This window comes from Nocardia sp. NPDC051030 (assembly GCF_040683015.1).
GTDB lineage: Bacteria > Actinomycetota > Actinomycetes > Mycobacteriales > Mycobacteriaceae > Nocardia.
In genome coordinates this window covers 251537-265832 of the sequence record NZ_JBFBCD010000001.1, presented here as the reverse complement: position 1 = coordinate 265832, position 14296 = coordinate 251537, and the positions used below count along the sequence as shown (strand labels likewise).

Genomic DNA, 14296 nt, shown 5'->3' with positions numbered 1-14296 from the left:
GATAGTAAAACCAAGCCCCTACCAGGAGATCCCCATGCGCACCCTGATCAGCTCCGCCTTCATCTCCCTCGACGGCGTCGTGGAGGCCCCGGGCGGCGAGCCCGGCTACCGCAACACCGGATGGACCTTCAAGCACCTCGACTTCCTCCCCGAAGCATTCGAGATCAAGGGGCGGGAGCAGGAGGAATCCACAGCGATTCTGCTGGGCCGCACCAGCTACCAGGCATTCAGCCCGGTCTGGCCGGATATGCCCGACTTCGCCGGATACAAGGAAATGCCGAAATACGTAGTCTCCACCACGCTCACCGACGACGACCTGGTGTCGAACTGGGGAGAAACCACGATCCTGCGCTCGATCGACGAAGTCGCGAAGCTCAAGGAAACCGAGGGCGGCCCGATCATCATGCACGGCAGCGCTTCCCTCAACCGCGCCCTGTCCGACGCGGGCCTCATCGACCGCTACCACCTCCTGGTCTTCCCGCTCCTGCTCGGCGCGGGCAAGCGCCTCTTCAGCGCCACAGACAAGGACACCCAAAAACTGAACCTGGTCGAATCCCAGTCCTACGCAAACGGCTTGCAGAAGAACATCTTCGACGTCGTCCGCTGACTACGCCGCCGCGGCTTCGATGAAATCGGCCCTCGATGACCGTCTCCTTCGGAGAACCCACGAGGGCCGCAGCCTCGCGGCCACTTTCATCATTGAGAAGAGCATCCCATGTTCAAGTCCGCCCTGGTCGCCCTCTCCGCCCTCACCGCTGTGGCGGTCCTGGCCGGATGCGGCGACGGCTCCACCGCATCCGCCGCATCCTCGGCCCGGCCGCAGCCCGGCCGCCACGCTCAGGTGAACGGCCTCGACATGTATTACGAGGTGCACGGGCAGGCGAACGAGAAGCCGCCACTGGTGCTGTTGCACGGCGCGTTGTCCGGCATCGGCACCGACTTCGGCGACCTGATTCCCCTGTTGTCCAAGGACCGCCAGATCATCGCGGTCGAACAGCAGTCGCACGGGCACACCGCCGATATCGACCGGCCGCTGCGTACGGAGTACATGGCCGACGACACTGTCGCCCTGCTGAAGCAGATCGGAGTCGACCGGGCCGACATCTTCGGCTACAGCATGGGTGCGGGTGTCGCACTCGACATCGGACTGCGACACCCCGAGGTGGTCCGCAAACTGGTGCTGCTCTCGGTCAGTCTGTCGCCCACGGGATTACACCCCGGCCTGCTCGATGGCATCACCGATCTGCAACCAGAAATGCTATACGGCACACCGTTTCACAAGGACTACCTAACCAATGCACCGCGCCCGCAGGACTTCCCGGTCCTGATCGCCAAGATGAAGGACATGGACGCCCACACCCCCACCTTCGCGACGGATGCGGTGCGAGCCATGACCTCCCCAACCCTGACCATCATCGCCGACTCCGACATCATCCTCCCCGAACATGCCGTCGAAATGTTCCGCCTCCACGGCGGCGGCATCATGGGCGACACCCCCGCCGGACTCCCCGACTCCGAACTCGCCATCCTCCCCGGCGCTTCCCACGTCACCGGCGTCCACCGCCCCGAACTCCTTTCCCCGATGATCACCACCTTCCTCAACCGCCGCTCTTCCCCTGCGTAGGCGGCGGAACGGGATGTGCCGATTCCGACTGGGCTTCGGTCGTGCGCTTTCCTACTTCAAGTAGTAAAGTTGCCGTGTGACTGCACTACCTGAGGAGTACCCCCCGGGCTCTGGGCCGGCGGCGAAGGTCAGCGTCTCGTTGAGGGCGGGGAATATCCGGGCGGTCAGGGAGCGAGTTGGCTCACGCGGGTTCTCGGCCTATGTGGATGCTGCCGTTGAGCGCCAGATCGAGCGGGATCTACTCGAAGAGGCGTTGCTTGCCAATGAAGAACAAGCCGGGGTTGTTCCGCAGGAAATCAAGGATGAGGCGGCGGCGTTGTTCCGCGAGGTGAAGTCCTCGCCTGAGCTGCAGGGGGACAGTGAGTGGCACGCGCGCGAAGCAGACTGAGCGCTGGAGCGCTTGTTCTGGATAGTGAAGGGCTGTCGAAGTGGTGTGCGGCGGATCAAAGGGTCACCGCGTACGTCCGCGAAGCGCAAGACAACGATTTCCGGGTCATCGTCAGTGCCCTCACGCCCATCGAGGCATACGACATGCGGGTCAAGAACGATCGTTTTCGCTGGCATCTGTCTCGATTGCGGATCGAACCCGTGACGGATGAAATCGCCTTCCACGCAATCGATCTACTCCGCGAAACTGGCCTGCACGGTCATAAATGCGCCATTGACGCCGTGGTGGCCGTGACGGCGCTGCGCGCGGTAAAGCCCACGGTGATCTTGACTTCGGACGTGGATGACATGACCAAGCTGTGTGGCAAGCAGATTCGCATCGTGGGGGTATAGGCGGGGACGCCGCCGCGCTGCCTCAGTCCAGGAAGCCGCGCAAGGCGGGGTTGGCCTGGGTCGGGCAATCCTCGTGGGCGTTATGTCCACACCCCGGCGGGATGACTGCGGCGGCTCCGGGGATCCGTGACCGCATTTCTTCCGCTTGGGACATGTTGTCCCACCTGTCAATCATCATGCACGGCAGCGCCTCCCTCAACCACGCCCTATCCGACGCAGGCCTCATCGACCGCTACCACCTCCTGGTCTTCCCCCTCCTGCTCGGCGCGGGCAAGCGCCACTTCAGCGCCACAGACAAGGACACCCAAAAACTGAAGCTGGTCGAATCCCAGTCCTACGCGAACGGCTTGCAGAAGAACATCTTCGACGTAGTCCGCTGACTACGCAGTCGCACGGGCAGGCCGGAAGGGGCGGCTGCAGCCCCTGATCAGGCGGGGAGGCGGCGGGTTAGTCCGGCCCGGACAGTCGGCCAGTCTTCGCTGGTGATCGAAAACAGGACGCTGTCGCGGATGGTTCCGTCGCCCCGGCGGAAGTGGCGGCGCAGGGTGCCTTCGTACTGCGCGCCGAGGCGGGCAATTGCTTGTTGCGAGCGATGGTTTCGGATATCGGTCTTGAGCTGGATTCGCCCTGCCCCGAGGGTGCCGAAGGCGTAATCGAGTAGTAGCAGTTTGGCTTCGGGATTGACCGCGGTGCCCCAGACGGACGGTGCATAGAGGGTGAATCCGATCTCCAACCCTGCGTCGCGCGGATGGACGTCCATATAGGCGGTCACGCCCAGGATCGATCCGGCGGGCTTGTCCCCGATCGCCCGTCTGGCCCGCACGATCCACACCTGCCAGTCGTCGACCGACTTCCTTTGCCGCAGCCTGTCTTCGAGCTGCCGTGGATTGGCGGGACGACCGGGAATGTGTGCCCACACCTCGGCATGATCGAGGGCGTGAAACAACTCTGTCGAATCCGCTGCGGGATCGGCAGGGGTCAACCGCACGACCTTCCCGTTGAGCACGGTGCAGTCCGGTACGGGCCATGTCATATCCGGCCACGCATCATCATTCGGGCGCGGATCGGCAAGCGGCTGAAAGCGATCCAACCCCGGGGCCGTCTGTGGTTCTGACCAACTCTCGGTCGACATGCTGCTAGGGCCCTTCTCATGCGGAGGCGGCGGAACGGGATGTCCCGATTCTGCCTGGGCTTATGTGGACATTGCCGTTGAGCGCCAGATCGAGCGGGATCTACTCGAAGAGGCGTTGCTTGCCAATGAAGGACAAGCCGGGGTTATTCCGCAGGCAATCAAGGATGGGGCGGCGGCGTTGTTCCTGCCCTCACGCCCCTAGAGCCATACGACCTCAGCTCCGGAAGTCGCGAAAGGTGGGATTGGTTTGGGCTGGGCAATCCTCGTGGGCGTTGACAATCCGGAATGTGCTGCTCTCTGCGGGCTGATGGTCTGGAACGGTGGCGCCGAGTTCGAGCGTGCGGGCGGTCGCGGTGGTGACGTTGTCGACGCTCAGGTCGAAGTGGACGCGTTTGCGCATCTGATGGCGATACCGACCGAGGCGTTCTTGCCACGGAAGAGCCGGTTGGCGTACAGCGCGAAGCGTCCACTCAGCCCGTACTTCGCGGCGATGAGTGAACGCACGCGTTGGGTGCCGTCGAGGTCGAGAACTTCCGCTGTGGCGGCGATTTCGGGTCCGCGATGGTTGCCGCGCACGTCGCAGTCGGCGACCGTGACGTTCGGATTTCGGCGCATCCGTTTGACTTTCCAGGTGTCGGCGTTCTCCACCCAGACCGCGAGGTGATCGTCGTCCCGCACGAACCAGATCGGAATGCCAACGGGCGTACCGTCTTTGCGGAAGTGGGTGAGATAGATGTAGCGGCTCTCACCCAGTCCGGTGAATGCTTCACTCACGGCCCACCGACTGGATCTGGTTGACGCCGATCTCCATGACGTTCTCCTTTTCGAGGTGGCGGCCCCGGAGTCCGCGGCCGCTGGGTTGCTGGGCGGACGACCTTCAGGCTCAGCCGCCGAGGTAGTCGGTCTGTACGGCGATGCGTCCATCGCGCAGGCGCAGTACCGAGCAGAAGCTCGTCTTCAAGACGGTGCCCGCCGGCGGCAGACCCGCGACCTTCCCGGAACTGGTTCCCTCGAAGCGGTATTCGACGGCGATCAGATCCCCGTCCACGATCACCTGATCGAGGATGAACCGCCGATCCGGCACGCCGTCGGCGTACTCGCGGATGTGTTGCAGGAAGGCCTCACGCCCGGTGAAAGCGTGGCCGAGCGCAGCGATGGTGTAAACGACGTCGTCGGTGTTCATCGACGCGAAGCGGTCGAAATCCTTGTCGTTGTAGGCCTTCACCCACTGCTGGACGAACTCGGAATTGGACATCGCAAACTCCTTTCGTGGACGAACCAAGTGGCTGCTAAAAGTTTGCCACACTACGGAACAAATGTACAAGTACAGAAGTACAATACTTAAAACTTGCACTACCCCGCCGTCGGCAGCGGTGCGCGGCCGCTTCTTGTACAGCTGTACGGTGACGTGATCGATTACCTGGGACGGAGTGGAGGAAAATGTCGACGGACAAGCCCGCTCGGCGGCGGCGTGATCCTGTGGCGCGGGTCGAGGAGATCGCGGCCGCGACCGAGCGGGTGATCGCGGAGCGGGGGATCGAGGGGTTGACCCATCGGGCGGTGGCCGCGATGGCGGGAATGCCACTCGGTGCGACGACATATCACTTCGCTACGAAGGACGACCTGATCGAGGCGGCCCTGCGACGGGCAGTCGACCGATTCGCGGTCTATCTCGAGGATTGGCGCGCCGCGAATCCTCGACTGGATCCCGGGGAACTTGTTGTAGCACTTGCAGATTCGATGATGTACACCATCGAGGATCAACACGATCGCAATATCCTCGAGTCCGAGCTCTACCTTGCCGCACTGCGCCGCCCCGCGCTGCGACCGATCGCCGATCGCTACACCCGGCTCAGCTACGAAACCCTGCTCCACTACACCGATCCGGATACCGCCGCGGCTGCGACGGCCGCGATGACCGGCTTCAGCCTGCAGTCGGTGGCCACGAGCACACCCCCGGCGCGCCAGGAGATCGAAACCATCCTCCGCCGCATCCTCACCCCGAACCCGGCCCTTTCCTAGGCAACGAACGACTTGCACAGAGGTATGAGGAACAATCCAAACAGACCTCGACCGGTCGGGTGAGGCAGGGGCATAGGCTGACTGGTGTGAACCGATTGGGCAGTGCGACCTCGCCTTATTTGCTTCAGCATGCCGACAACCCGGTGGATTGGCGGGAGTGGGGCTCGGATGCGCTGGTGGAGGCGGCGGAGCGGGATGTGCCGATTCTGCTGTCCATCGGGTATGCGAGTTGTCACTGGTGTCATGTGATGGCGCATGAGTCGTTCGAGGATGAGGGCACTGCGGCGCTCATGAATGAGCACTTCGTGTGTATCAAGGTGGATCGGGAGGAGCGGCCTGATCTGGATGCGGTGTATATGAATGCGACCGTGGCCATGACTGGGCAGGGTGGGTGGCCTATGACTTGCTTCTTGACGCCTGCGGGGGAGCCGTTTTATTGCGGGACTTACTACCCGAAGACGGCTCGGCAGGGGATGCCCTCGTTTACGCAGTTGCTGACTGCGGTCAATGACACCTGGGTGAATCGGCGGGGGGAGGTCGATACGGCGGCGGCGCAGGTGGGGGATGCGTTGCGGCAGCAGACGGCGGGGTTGCCGGAGGGGTCGGTGCAGGTGGGGGCGGAATTGCTTGCGCATGCGGTGAATGCGGTGGTGCGGGATGTGGATCAGCAGCATGGGGGGTTCGGGGGTGCGCCGAAGTTTCCGCCTTCGGCGTTGTTGGAGGGGTTGTTGCGGTATTACGAGCGGACCGGGGATATTGGTGTGCGGCATGTGGTTTCGTTCACGGCCGAGGCCATGGGGCGGGGTGGGATCTATGACCAGTTGAGGGGTGGGTTCGCGCGGTATTCGGTGGATGCGGCTTGGGTGGTGCCGCATTTCGAGAAGATGTTGTACGACAATGCGCAGTTGTTGCGGGTGTACTCGCATCTCGCGCGGCGGGAGCGGGATGGGGAGGAGTCGCCGTGGCGGGATACCGGCAAGGGATCGGGTGCTTCGGATCCGTTGGCGCTGCGGATAACTCGCGAGACGGCGCAATTCCTGCTGGATGATCTGGGGACCGAGCACGGCGGGTTCGCCTCCGCGCTGGATGCGGATACGCACCTGGAGCCGGGGCAGCCTGGTGTCGAAGGCGCGACCTACGTGTGGACTCCTGCCGAGTTGAACGGCGTGCTGGGTGCGATCGATGGGGCTTGGGCGGCAGAGGTTTTCGGTGTCACCACGGCCGGGACCTTCGAGCACGGCACGTCGGTTCTCACCCGGTACAAGGACCCGGATGCGGCCGAATATGAACGGCTGGAACGTATTCGCGCCGCTCTTAGCGCCGCGCGCACCCGCCGTCCTCAGCCCGCCCGCGACGACAAAGTGGTCACGGCCTGGAATGGCATGGCCATTGCGGCCCTCGCCGAGGCGGGTGCGGCGCACCTGCACCTGAATTGGGTGGCCGCCGCCGAACGTTGCGCTCGATTCCTGCTGGAAACGCATGTCACCGACGGGCGCGTCTGCCGCGCCTCGCTGGGTGGCGTGGCCGGGGCGGCACCGGGCGTGCTCGAGGATTACGCTTGGCTCACACTGGGTTTGCTCGCTCTGCATCAGACTTCGGACGGTGACTGGCTCGCCGATGCCCAGCGCATTCTGGATGCCGCCATCACCCACTTCGCTGATCCTGATTCCCCCGGCAGCTGGTTCGATACCGCCGATGACGCCGAATCCCTGGTCACTCGCCCCCGTGATCCCCTGGACGGTGCGACCCCGGCCGGTGCGTCCGTTCTTGCCGACGCCCTGCTGACCGCAGCCGCTCTCAGTGACCCGGACCGTGCCACCCGCTATCGCGATCTCGCCGACCGCACCCTCGAACGCGGAGCCATCCTCCTGGCCCGAGCGCCGCGCTCGGCCGGAAACTGGCTCGCGGTGGCCGAAGCCTCGCTGCGGGGCCCGATTCAGGTCGCCATCGCGGGCGACGAAGCCGACACCCTCGGCCTGGCCGCGGAACTGGCCCTGGCCGCCCGGATGGCCGTCCCCGGAGGATCGGTAATCGTTGCCGGACTACAGGATTCACAGCCCCTGCTGGCCGACCGCCCCTCGGTGAACGGCACCCCCGCCGCCTACGTCTGCCGCGGTTCGGTCTGCGACCTGCCGGTCACCATGGCATCGGAAGTCCGCATCGCGCTGCTCCCACCGCAGTCGGCCTGACCGGTCAGCTGCGGCGGAAGTAGTTGCCCGCGCGGAGCATTGCGGGGACGGCGATCAGGACGGCGATGACGTGCAGGACGCGGAATAGGCAGATCACCCACGAGGTCGGGGTCCAGTCCGCGAACAGGTCGCCCGGGCCGTCGGCGGACGTGATCGCGCCGAGCGGCTCGATCACGAGTGAGGCCAGTCCGAGGATGCCGAGCCCGCCCACGAGAGCCGCTCGGGCCCAGCGACTTCCGTCGGCCATGCGGTATGCGACGGTGAGCACCAACAGGTAGATGAACGTGCGCATGAGCAGCCCGGGCACCAGCTCGCCCATGCCGTCACCGTCGGCGAGCGTCCTGGCCACGTGCACCACTGTCTCGGCGACCCCGGCGAGCAAGGCGGCCACAATGGCCCGGAAGGCCAGCGTCACCGAGGGCGGCCGGGCGGGCTTCGATTCGAATGAAGTCTGAAGTGAGGCGGCGTGAGTCATGCAGTGACTGTGCCGCCGACCATCCCACCGGGAGATCCCTCGCGAGTACGAGCCACCCCCAGTACCGCAGTACGAGAATCCGGGGCGGCATATTCCGTTGCTGGGGAGGTCAGGCGGTTCTACAGTCCGGGACTTGTGACTACTTTGATTTTGTCGCCGCGGTACACGGATGACTCTCGGATTATGCGGGGAGCCGCCATTCGGGCTGGGTGGAGTGTGCGGCGGCTCGGCGGATGGCGCGCTCCCGAGGATCTGGAGGGGGAGGCGGTCGCCGTTTATGGGGAGCCATTGTTCGCCGAGGTGATCGCGACGCAATTGGGGCAAGCGTTGATGGATGTGCCGGACGGATGGCTGCCCGAGCTGCCGCAGGAGCATCGGCGGCGCGACATACGGGTCGCGACCCTCGAGGAGGCTCGCACTTGTGCCACACCGGTTTTCGTGAAACCCGCCGATGGGCGCAAAGGGTTCGAGGGTGCCGTTTACCGACACGGGGTGGGGTTGCCTTCGGTGGAGGCGTGCCCGGATGACACGACGGTGCTGATGGCCGAACCCGTGCGGTGGGAGCTCGAGGTGCGGTGCTTCGTGCGGGATGGGCGGGTGTCGACCATGTCGCCGTATCTGCGCGACGGGGAGCTGGCTCGGGCGGAGGACGGGAGTTGGCCGATGTCCGAACAGGAGTCGGCGGCTGCGCGGGAGTATGTGGATCGAGTCCTGGCCGAGGTGGCGGTGCCACCCGCGGTGGTCATCGATATCGGGTTGATCGAGTCCCGCGGCTGGGCGATCGTCGAGGCCAATAGCGCTTGGGGCGCAGGCGTTTACGGATGCGATCCGCAGCGGGTGCTGGAGGTGCTCGAGCGATCGTGCATACCTCGCACGGAATTGAGTGCGGCGGATGCGACGTGGGCCGCGGCTCCGGCGGTGCGGGCGGAATGATCAGCGATCAGCAGCCTGGTCGGCGGCGGGCTCGGGGGCCGGGGCTGGGTCCGGCGGGGGCGCGGCGGCCGGTCGGGCGGTGCCGTTGCGGCGGGATCGCGTGGGAGCCGGAACGTCGGTCCACACTGCCGTGGGCTCCTTGCGACCCCGGAGGTGGATGGTGTCGCGGAGGATCCACTTATCGCGTTCGGAGTCGCAGGCGGCGTCGATGACGGCCTGACTGGCCAGGATTCGCCGGGGAACCTGCTTGGCCTCGGTGGTGAGCCGGGCGGCCTCGTTCACGGCATCGCCGATGACGGTGAATTCGAGGCGGGTGTCCGCGCCGATATCACCGGCGAACACCAGCCCGCGCGCCACGCCGATGCCGACATCGAGTTCACCGGCATCGGCCACCTCGTCGCGAATGCGGCGGGCGGCGCGCAGCGCGGGCGTGGCGTTGTCGTCCAACGCGATGGGCGCGCCGAAAATGCACAGCGCCGCATCGCCTTCGAATTTATTGACCAGCCCGTGATTGTCCTCGGTCGCGGCCACCACAATGGACAGCAGCCGATTGAGCTTGGCCACGAAATCATCCGGTTCAAGCTCGGTGGCCATCGCCACCGACCCGGTCACATCCACGAAAAGCGCCGTCACGACCCGCATATCGCCGGTGAGGCTGGCGGTGCCCGCGAGCGCCCGCTCGGCCACCTCGGTGCCCACATGGCGGCCGAAAACGGTCCGCATGCGTTCGCGCTCACGGAGATTGGCGGCCAGCTCGTTCACCGAATGCTCGAGCCGCCCGATCTCGCTGGTGCTGCCGATCGGCACGCTCACCTCGAGCTCACCGCGGGCGATGCGGTCCAGCGCGTCGCGCAGCGTATGCATGGGCGTGGCCACGGCCCGGGCCAGCGCCGCCGTGGCGACAATGCCCGCGGACAGCCCGACCACGGCCAGATAGATGCCGGTGCGAATCCGGTCGCTCGCATTCGAGGACGGGTCCGCGAGCACGGTGATCAGCATGAACAGCGGCACCGCACCGGTCACGGCGAAGGTCACCAGCACCCGCGTGAGCACACTGGAACTCCAGTGCGCGGTGCCGTCCAAGACCTCGGCCACCACCGGAATGGTCGGCCGGATCAGCCGGTCCACGATCAGATAGGTGAGCGCCGCCGATTCCAGCCCGCCGAGTGTGAACATGGCCAGCACCACCGCGAAATCCCGCTGCGGAGTGGCATGCGCGAACAGCGCCGCCGCGATGATCACACCGGGCAGCCAGATCGCCAGCGCCCGCATCGTGATCCCCATGGGCAGGTGCAGCAGCCGCTTCGCCTCGGTTTCGGTGGGCGGCCGCCGCTGATCGAGCCAGCCGAAATAGTGGGTCCGGTCCCGCACCGCGAGCACGATGCCCACGAACGCGCCGATCGCCGGATACACACCCACGCCCGCGAAGGTGTTCATCCACGTCGACCCGAGCCGCCCGAAGAATCCGCTCAGCCACAGTTCGGTGGTGATGACCGCGAGACCGCCGAGATTGCACGCCATGACGACGAGGGACAGCCCCCACCGCGCACGCAGCGCCCAGAGAATGACCCTGCTGATCACGTCGCCAAGGGTGTCGCGGGCGCGGCGATCGGTGCGTTCATAGCGGTCTGGTGCCTCGGTGTGTGGTCCGGCTGTTGCTCAGGACTTTAGAGACCTTTCGGCCCAGATTGCACGTTTGTGAGTAATTGCTCGGTTCACGTCAATAGGACGAGCCACACAGCGATGTAATGGCACAGCGCCGCGACGACCGTTGCGGCATGGAAGAACTCGTGATGCCCGAATACCTCCGGCCACGGATCCGGCCAGCGCGAGGCGTACAGGATGCCGCCCACGCTGTAGGCGATGCCGCCCGCGATCAGCAGGAGCACCGGCGTCCAGCCGACATTGTGGACCAAGGTCCCGGCCACCGGCACGATGGCCCAGCCGAGCAGCAGATACAGCGGCACCCCCAGCCAGCGGGGAGCGGTGGGCCACAGCATCTTCAGCGTCACCCCGGCCAGCGCACCGATCCAGACGACCGCCAGCAGTATGGCCCCGGCGCGCCCGCGCACACCGAGGAGCGCGAACGGCGTGTAGCTCCCTGCGATGAACAGGAAAATCATGCTGTGATCGGCACGTTTCATCCACATGCGGGCACGCGCGGTGGCCCAGTTCACCCGGTGATATGTGGCGCTGATCCCGAACACGCCGCAGACGGTCAGCCCGTAGACCAGCGTCGACCAGGTAGCGGTCGCCGAGATCGTGGTGGCCTTGGCGACCAGTGCGATCACGCCGAGGGCGGCGATCCCGACGGCCCAGGCATGAATCCAGCCGCGCAGGCGGGGTTTGATCAGCGCGGGTTCTTCGAGAACGGACACCAGTTACCTCCTGAGTAACCTACGGTACCGTAGGTTAGTGGCCGATGAACCGTCACGCCGCTCACTACAAATCCAACACATAGCGCACACGGATCGCACATCCACGGGGCGTATGTTGGTCGCCGTGAAGGTTGCGAGTCAGGTGCGTGGACTGCCATATCGCATTTACGAAGCTCGGCTGTCCCAGCAGCTGGCCGGTAAGCAACATCCCCGGCACATTGCGGTGATGTGCGACGGGAATCGGCGCTGGGCGCGGGAGAACGGCTTCACCGATGTCTCTCACGGGCATCGGGTGGGGGCGCTCAAGATCGCCGAGCTGGTCGGGTGGTGTGGCGAGGTCGGCATCGAGATGGTGACCCTCTACCTGCTGTCCACCGAGAACCTGGGCCGCGACTCCGACGAACTCGACACGCTGTTCGAGGTGATCACCGATGTCGTCGAGGAACTCTCTGCGCCGGAACAGCATTGGAGCGTCCGCATCGTCGGCGCGCTGCATCAGCTACCGGAGGATGTGGCCAAGCGGCTGCGCTATGCCGCCGACCGCACCGACGGCCGCACCGGCGTGCACGTGAACGTGGCCATCGGCTACGGCGGCCGCCAGGAGATCGCCGACGCGGTGCGCTCACTGGTCCGCCAGGAGATGGAGGCGGGCGAGACCGGTGAGGATCTGGTGCAGTCCATCACCGTCGAGGCCATCGGCCAGCATCTCTACACCTCCGGTCAGCCCGATCCGGATCTGGTCATCCGCACCTCCGGCGAGCAGCGGCTCTCGGGATTCCTGCTGTGGCAGAGCGCCTATTCGGAGATCTGGTTCACCGAGGCGTACTGGCCGGAGTTCCGGCGCGTGGATTTCCTGCGGGCGCTGCGGGATTACGCCGCCCGGCATCGCCGCTTCGGCGTATAGACACGGCAATTCAACGGTTCCATTGCAGTGCAATGGCATCCGGGTTCGCCAGCGTGATGCTCCCGTACCGTCGGATTGCATGAGCGAGCTGCGCGAGGGGGCGGTCGGTCCCATGGATTCAGCACCGGTCGGCCCCGCGGATTCCATGGTCACCGCCGCAGAGTCCTACATCACCTACGAGGAGTTCGGGCGGCGCTTTCTCGAATACGCGGCCTCCCCCGAGCGGATAGCCGGGGCGTTCGAGAAACTCACCGGCGAGGAGTTCGCATTCGGCCCGATCGGCGTCGGCCCGGGGCGTATCGCGAAACTCTCGGCGGACATCCGGCTCGGCCAGCCCCGGCTGAATCAGGAAGTCGAGCAGAACATTTCGTTCGACCTGGTGATCCCCCTGGATGTGGACCTGCTCATCGACCTCTCGGTGGACCGCTATCCATTCCATGTGGACGGCACCATTCACCTACATCTGACGGTCCGCACCGCAGCCCCGTTGCGGGTGCTCATCGATATTGCCGAACCGCAGCCCAGCAATGTGCGCATCAATGTGGCGAGCGCTTCCCGGCGCGGTGAACTACTGCGCATTCTGGCCAGCGTCGATCACGAGATCCGCCGATTCGTCGCGCGCTACATTGCCGCCGAGATCCGCAAACCGAATATCCAGGCCGCCACCGATATCGATGTGGCGGCCCGCCTGGACGCGGCCTGGAAGCTGTGACCTGCGCGCGTGCTCAGAGCTTGCGCAGCCGCAGCCTGTTGATGGTGTGGTCGGAATCCTTGCGCAGCACCAGGGTCGCGCGCGGCCGGGTGGGCAGAATATTGTCCACCAGGTTCGGCCGGTTGGTGTTGTGCCAGATTTCCTTGGCGGCGTTGGTCGCCTCCTGATCGTTGAACTTCGCATAGTGATGGAAATGCGAGTTCGGATTCGCGAAGGCGGTCTCGCGCAGCGACAGGAAGCGCTGCACGTACCAGTTCTCGATGTCCTCGATGCGCGCGTCCACATAGACCGAGAAGTCGAACAGGTCCGAGACCATCAGCCGCGGCCCGGTTTGCAGGACGTTCAGGCCCTCCACGATCAGGATGTCGGGCTGGCGCACGCAGTGGTATTCGCCGGGCACGATGTCGTAGGCGATATGCGAGTACACCGGCGCGCACACCTCGGTCGCACCGGATTTCACCTCGGTGACGAAGCGCAGCAGCTTGCGGCGATCATAGGACTCCGGGAAGCCCTTGCGGTGCATGATGCCGCGCCGGGTGAGTTCGGCTGTGGGGTAGAGGAATCCGTCGGTGGTGACCAGATCCACCCGCGGATGGTGATCCCAGCGGGCCAGCAGCGCCTGCAGCACACGCGCGGTGGTGGACTTGCCGACCGCCACCGAGCCCGCCACGCCGATCACGAACGGCACCTGGCGGTCCGGATGGGTTTCGCCGAGGAAGGTGGCGGTGGCGGCGAACAGGCGCTGTCTGGCGGCGACCTGAAGGTGGATGAGGCGGGCGAGTGGCAGGTAGACCTCGGCGACTTCCTCGAGATCGATCTGCTCACCCAGGCCGCGCAGGCCGATCAGCTCTTCTTCGGTGAGCACCAGGGGAGTCGACTTGCGCAGTGTGCGCCACTGTTTCCGGTCGAATTCCACATAGGGACTCGGCTCGCTCATCCGTGCCACTCAGTCACGTCCCCGGGTGAGCGAACAACAGCTCCGTTCGGACGAATTCTCACACCAGCCGTGCCCGTGGTGGTGAGATCCGGTCCACACCTCTCGCATACGCGAATTGTGCTCGGCTCCAACATCGCGGTGAACACCAGGTGTACCTACTCGCCGGTAACCCCGAGTGAGATATGCCACCCGGGCCGCGCCCGGGAGTTG

At 65.2% G+C, this 14296-nt stretch carries 16 protein-coding genes and 2 pseudogenes; 10 read left to right on the top strand and 8 right to left on the bottom strand.

Annotated elements, in window-relative coordinates; all coding sequences use genetic code 11:
* Nucleotides 1–34 precede the first annotated feature (34 nt).
* The 5 genes and pseudogenes from AB0N05_RS01245 to AB0N05_RS01225 form a co-directional block, all read left to right on the top strand.
* On the top strand, nt 35–607 hold the full coding sequence (locus AB0N05_RS01245) for a dihydrofolate reductase family protein (RefSeq protein WP_364685863.1): 573 nt from the start codon (nt 35–37) through the stop codon (nt 605–607).
* Nucleotides 608–715: 108 nt separating this feature from the next.
* Complete coding sequence (locus AB0N05_RS01240; protein WP_364685860.1) at nt 716–1624, top strand: alpha/beta hydrolase; 909 nt, start codon at nt 716–718, stop codon at nt 1622–1624.
* A 76-nt stretch (nt 1625–1700) separates the two neighbouring features.
* The gene (locus AB0N05_RS01235; RefSeq protein WP_364685857.1) at nt 1701–2012 is read left to right on the top strand and encodes a hypothetical protein; all 312 of its coding nucleotides are present in this window, start codon (nt 1701–1703) and stop codon (nt 2010–2012) included.
* Nucleotides 1988–2404, top strand: a complete 417-nt coding sequence (locus AB0N05_RS01230) for a DNA-binding protein (protein ID WP_364685854.1) — start codon at nt 1988–1990, stop codon at nt 2402–2404. The genes AB0N05_RS01235 and AB0N05_RS01230 overlap by 25 nt, the downstream gene beginning before the upstream one ends.
* A gap of 170 nt (nt 2405–2574) precedes the next feature.
* Nucleotides 2575–2784 (top strand): annotated as a pseudogene (locus AB0N05_RS01225) (dihydrofolate reductase family protein); the annotation flags it as partial.
* A 47-nt stretch (nt 2785–2831) separates the two neighbouring features.
* Here AB0N05_RS01225 and AB0N05_RS01220 read toward each other — a convergent pair.
* From AB0N05_RS01220 to AB0N05_RS01205, 4 genes and pseudogenes are all read right to left on the bottom strand, one after another.
* The gene (locus AB0N05_RS01220) at nt 2832–3437 is read right to left on the bottom strand and encodes a GNAT family protein (protein WP_364685851.1); all 606 of its coding nucleotides are present in this window, start codon (nt 3435–3437) and stop codon (nt 2832–2834) included.
* A 313-nt stretch (nt 3438–3750) separates the two neighbouring features.
* Nucleotides 3751–3954 (bottom strand): annotated as a pseudogene (locus AB0N05_RS01215) (VOC family protein); the annotation flags it as partial.
* Nucleotides 3909–4310 (bottom strand): PPOX class F420-dependent oxidoreductase, encoded by a 402-nt coding sequence (locus tag AB0N05_RS01210; protein WP_364685848.1) that lies wholly within the window; start codon nt 4308–4310, stop codon nt 3909–3911. The gene AB0N05_RS01210 and the pseudogene AB0N05_RS01215, both read right to left, overlap by 46 nt.
* A gap of 109 nt (nt 4311–4419) precedes the next feature.
* On the bottom strand, nt 4420–4791 hold the full coding sequence (locus AB0N05_RS01205) for a nuclear transport factor 2 family protein (protein ID WP_364685845.1): 372 nt from the start codon (nt 4789–4791) through the stop codon (nt 4420–4422).
* A gap of 185 nt (nt 4792–4976) precedes the next feature.
* Here AB0N05_RS01205 and AB0N05_RS01200 point away from each other — a divergent pair, with 185 nt between their 5' ends.
* Nucleotides 4977–5558: a TetR family transcriptional regulator gene (locus AB0N05_RS01200; protein ID WP_364685842.1), complete on the top strand. Its 582-nt coding sequence runs from the start codon at nt 4977–4979 to the stop codon at nt 5556–5558.
* Nucleotides 5559–5644: 86 nt separating this feature from the next.
* Nucleotides 5645–7747 (top strand): thioredoxin domain-containing protein, encoded by a 2103-nt coding sequence (locus AB0N05_RS01195; protein WP_364685839.1) that lies wholly within the window; start codon nt 5645–5647, stop codon nt 7745–7747.
* Nucleotides 7748–7751: 4 nt separating this feature from the next.
* Here AB0N05_RS01195 and AB0N05_RS01190 read toward each other — a convergent pair whose 3' ends face one another.
* Nucleotides 7752–8222, bottom strand: a complete 471-nt coding sequence (locus AB0N05_RS01190; RefSeq protein ID WP_364685836.1) for a hypothetical protein — start codon at nt 8220–8222, stop codon at nt 7752–7754.
* Nucleotides 8223–8405: 183 nt separating this feature from the next.
* Between AB0N05_RS01190 and AB0N05_RS01185 the strand changes: the two genes are divergently transcribed.
* Nucleotides 8406–9155 carry an ATP-grasp domain-containing protein gene (locus AB0N05_RS01185; protein ID WP_364685833.1) on the top strand — a complete coding sequence of 250 codons (750 nt, stop codon included), beginning with the start codon at nt 8406–8408 and terminating at the stop codon, nt 9153–9155.
* Here the strand turns inward: AB0N05_RS01185 and AB0N05_RS01180 are convergent, their stop codons facing one another.
* Complete coding sequence (locus AB0N05_RS01180) at nt 9156–10736, bottom strand: adenylate/guanylate cyclase domain-containing protein (RefSeq protein ID WP_364685830.1); 1581 nt, start codon at nt 10734–10736, stop codon at nt 9156–9158. It abuts the gene before it with no gap.
* Between the two features lie 134 nt (nt 10737–10870).
* Nucleotides 10871–11533 carry a hemolysin III family protein gene (locus AB0N05_RS01175; RefSeq protein WP_364685827.1) on the bottom strand — a complete coding sequence of 221 codons (663 nt, stop codon included), beginning with the start codon at nt 11531–11533 and terminating at the stop codon, nt 10871–10873.
* A gap of 112 nt (nt 11534–11645) precedes the next feature.
* Here AB0N05_RS01175 and AB0N05_RS01170 point away from each other — a divergent pair, with 112 nt between their 5' ends.
* Nucleotides 11646–12437, top strand: coding sequence for an isoprenyl transferase (locus AB0N05_RS01170; protein ID WP_364685824.1), 792 nt, complete (start codon nt 11646–11648; stop codon nt 12435–12437).
* Nucleotides 12438–12582: 145 nt separating this feature from the next.
* Entirely contained in the window at nt 12583–13149 is a 567-nt protein-coding gene (locus AB0N05_RS01165; protein WP_364687413.1) for a hypothetical protein, read from the top strand.
* A 13-nt stretch (nt 13150–13162) separates the two neighbouring features.
* On the opposite strand, the gene coaA is transcribed toward AB0N05_RS01165, so the two are convergent.
* Entirely contained in the window at nt 13163–14095 is a 933-nt protein-coding gene (gene coaA, locus AB0N05_RS01160; protein ID WP_364685821.1) for a type I pantothenate kinase, read from the bottom strand.
* Nucleotides 14096–14296: the final 201 nt, after the last annotated feature.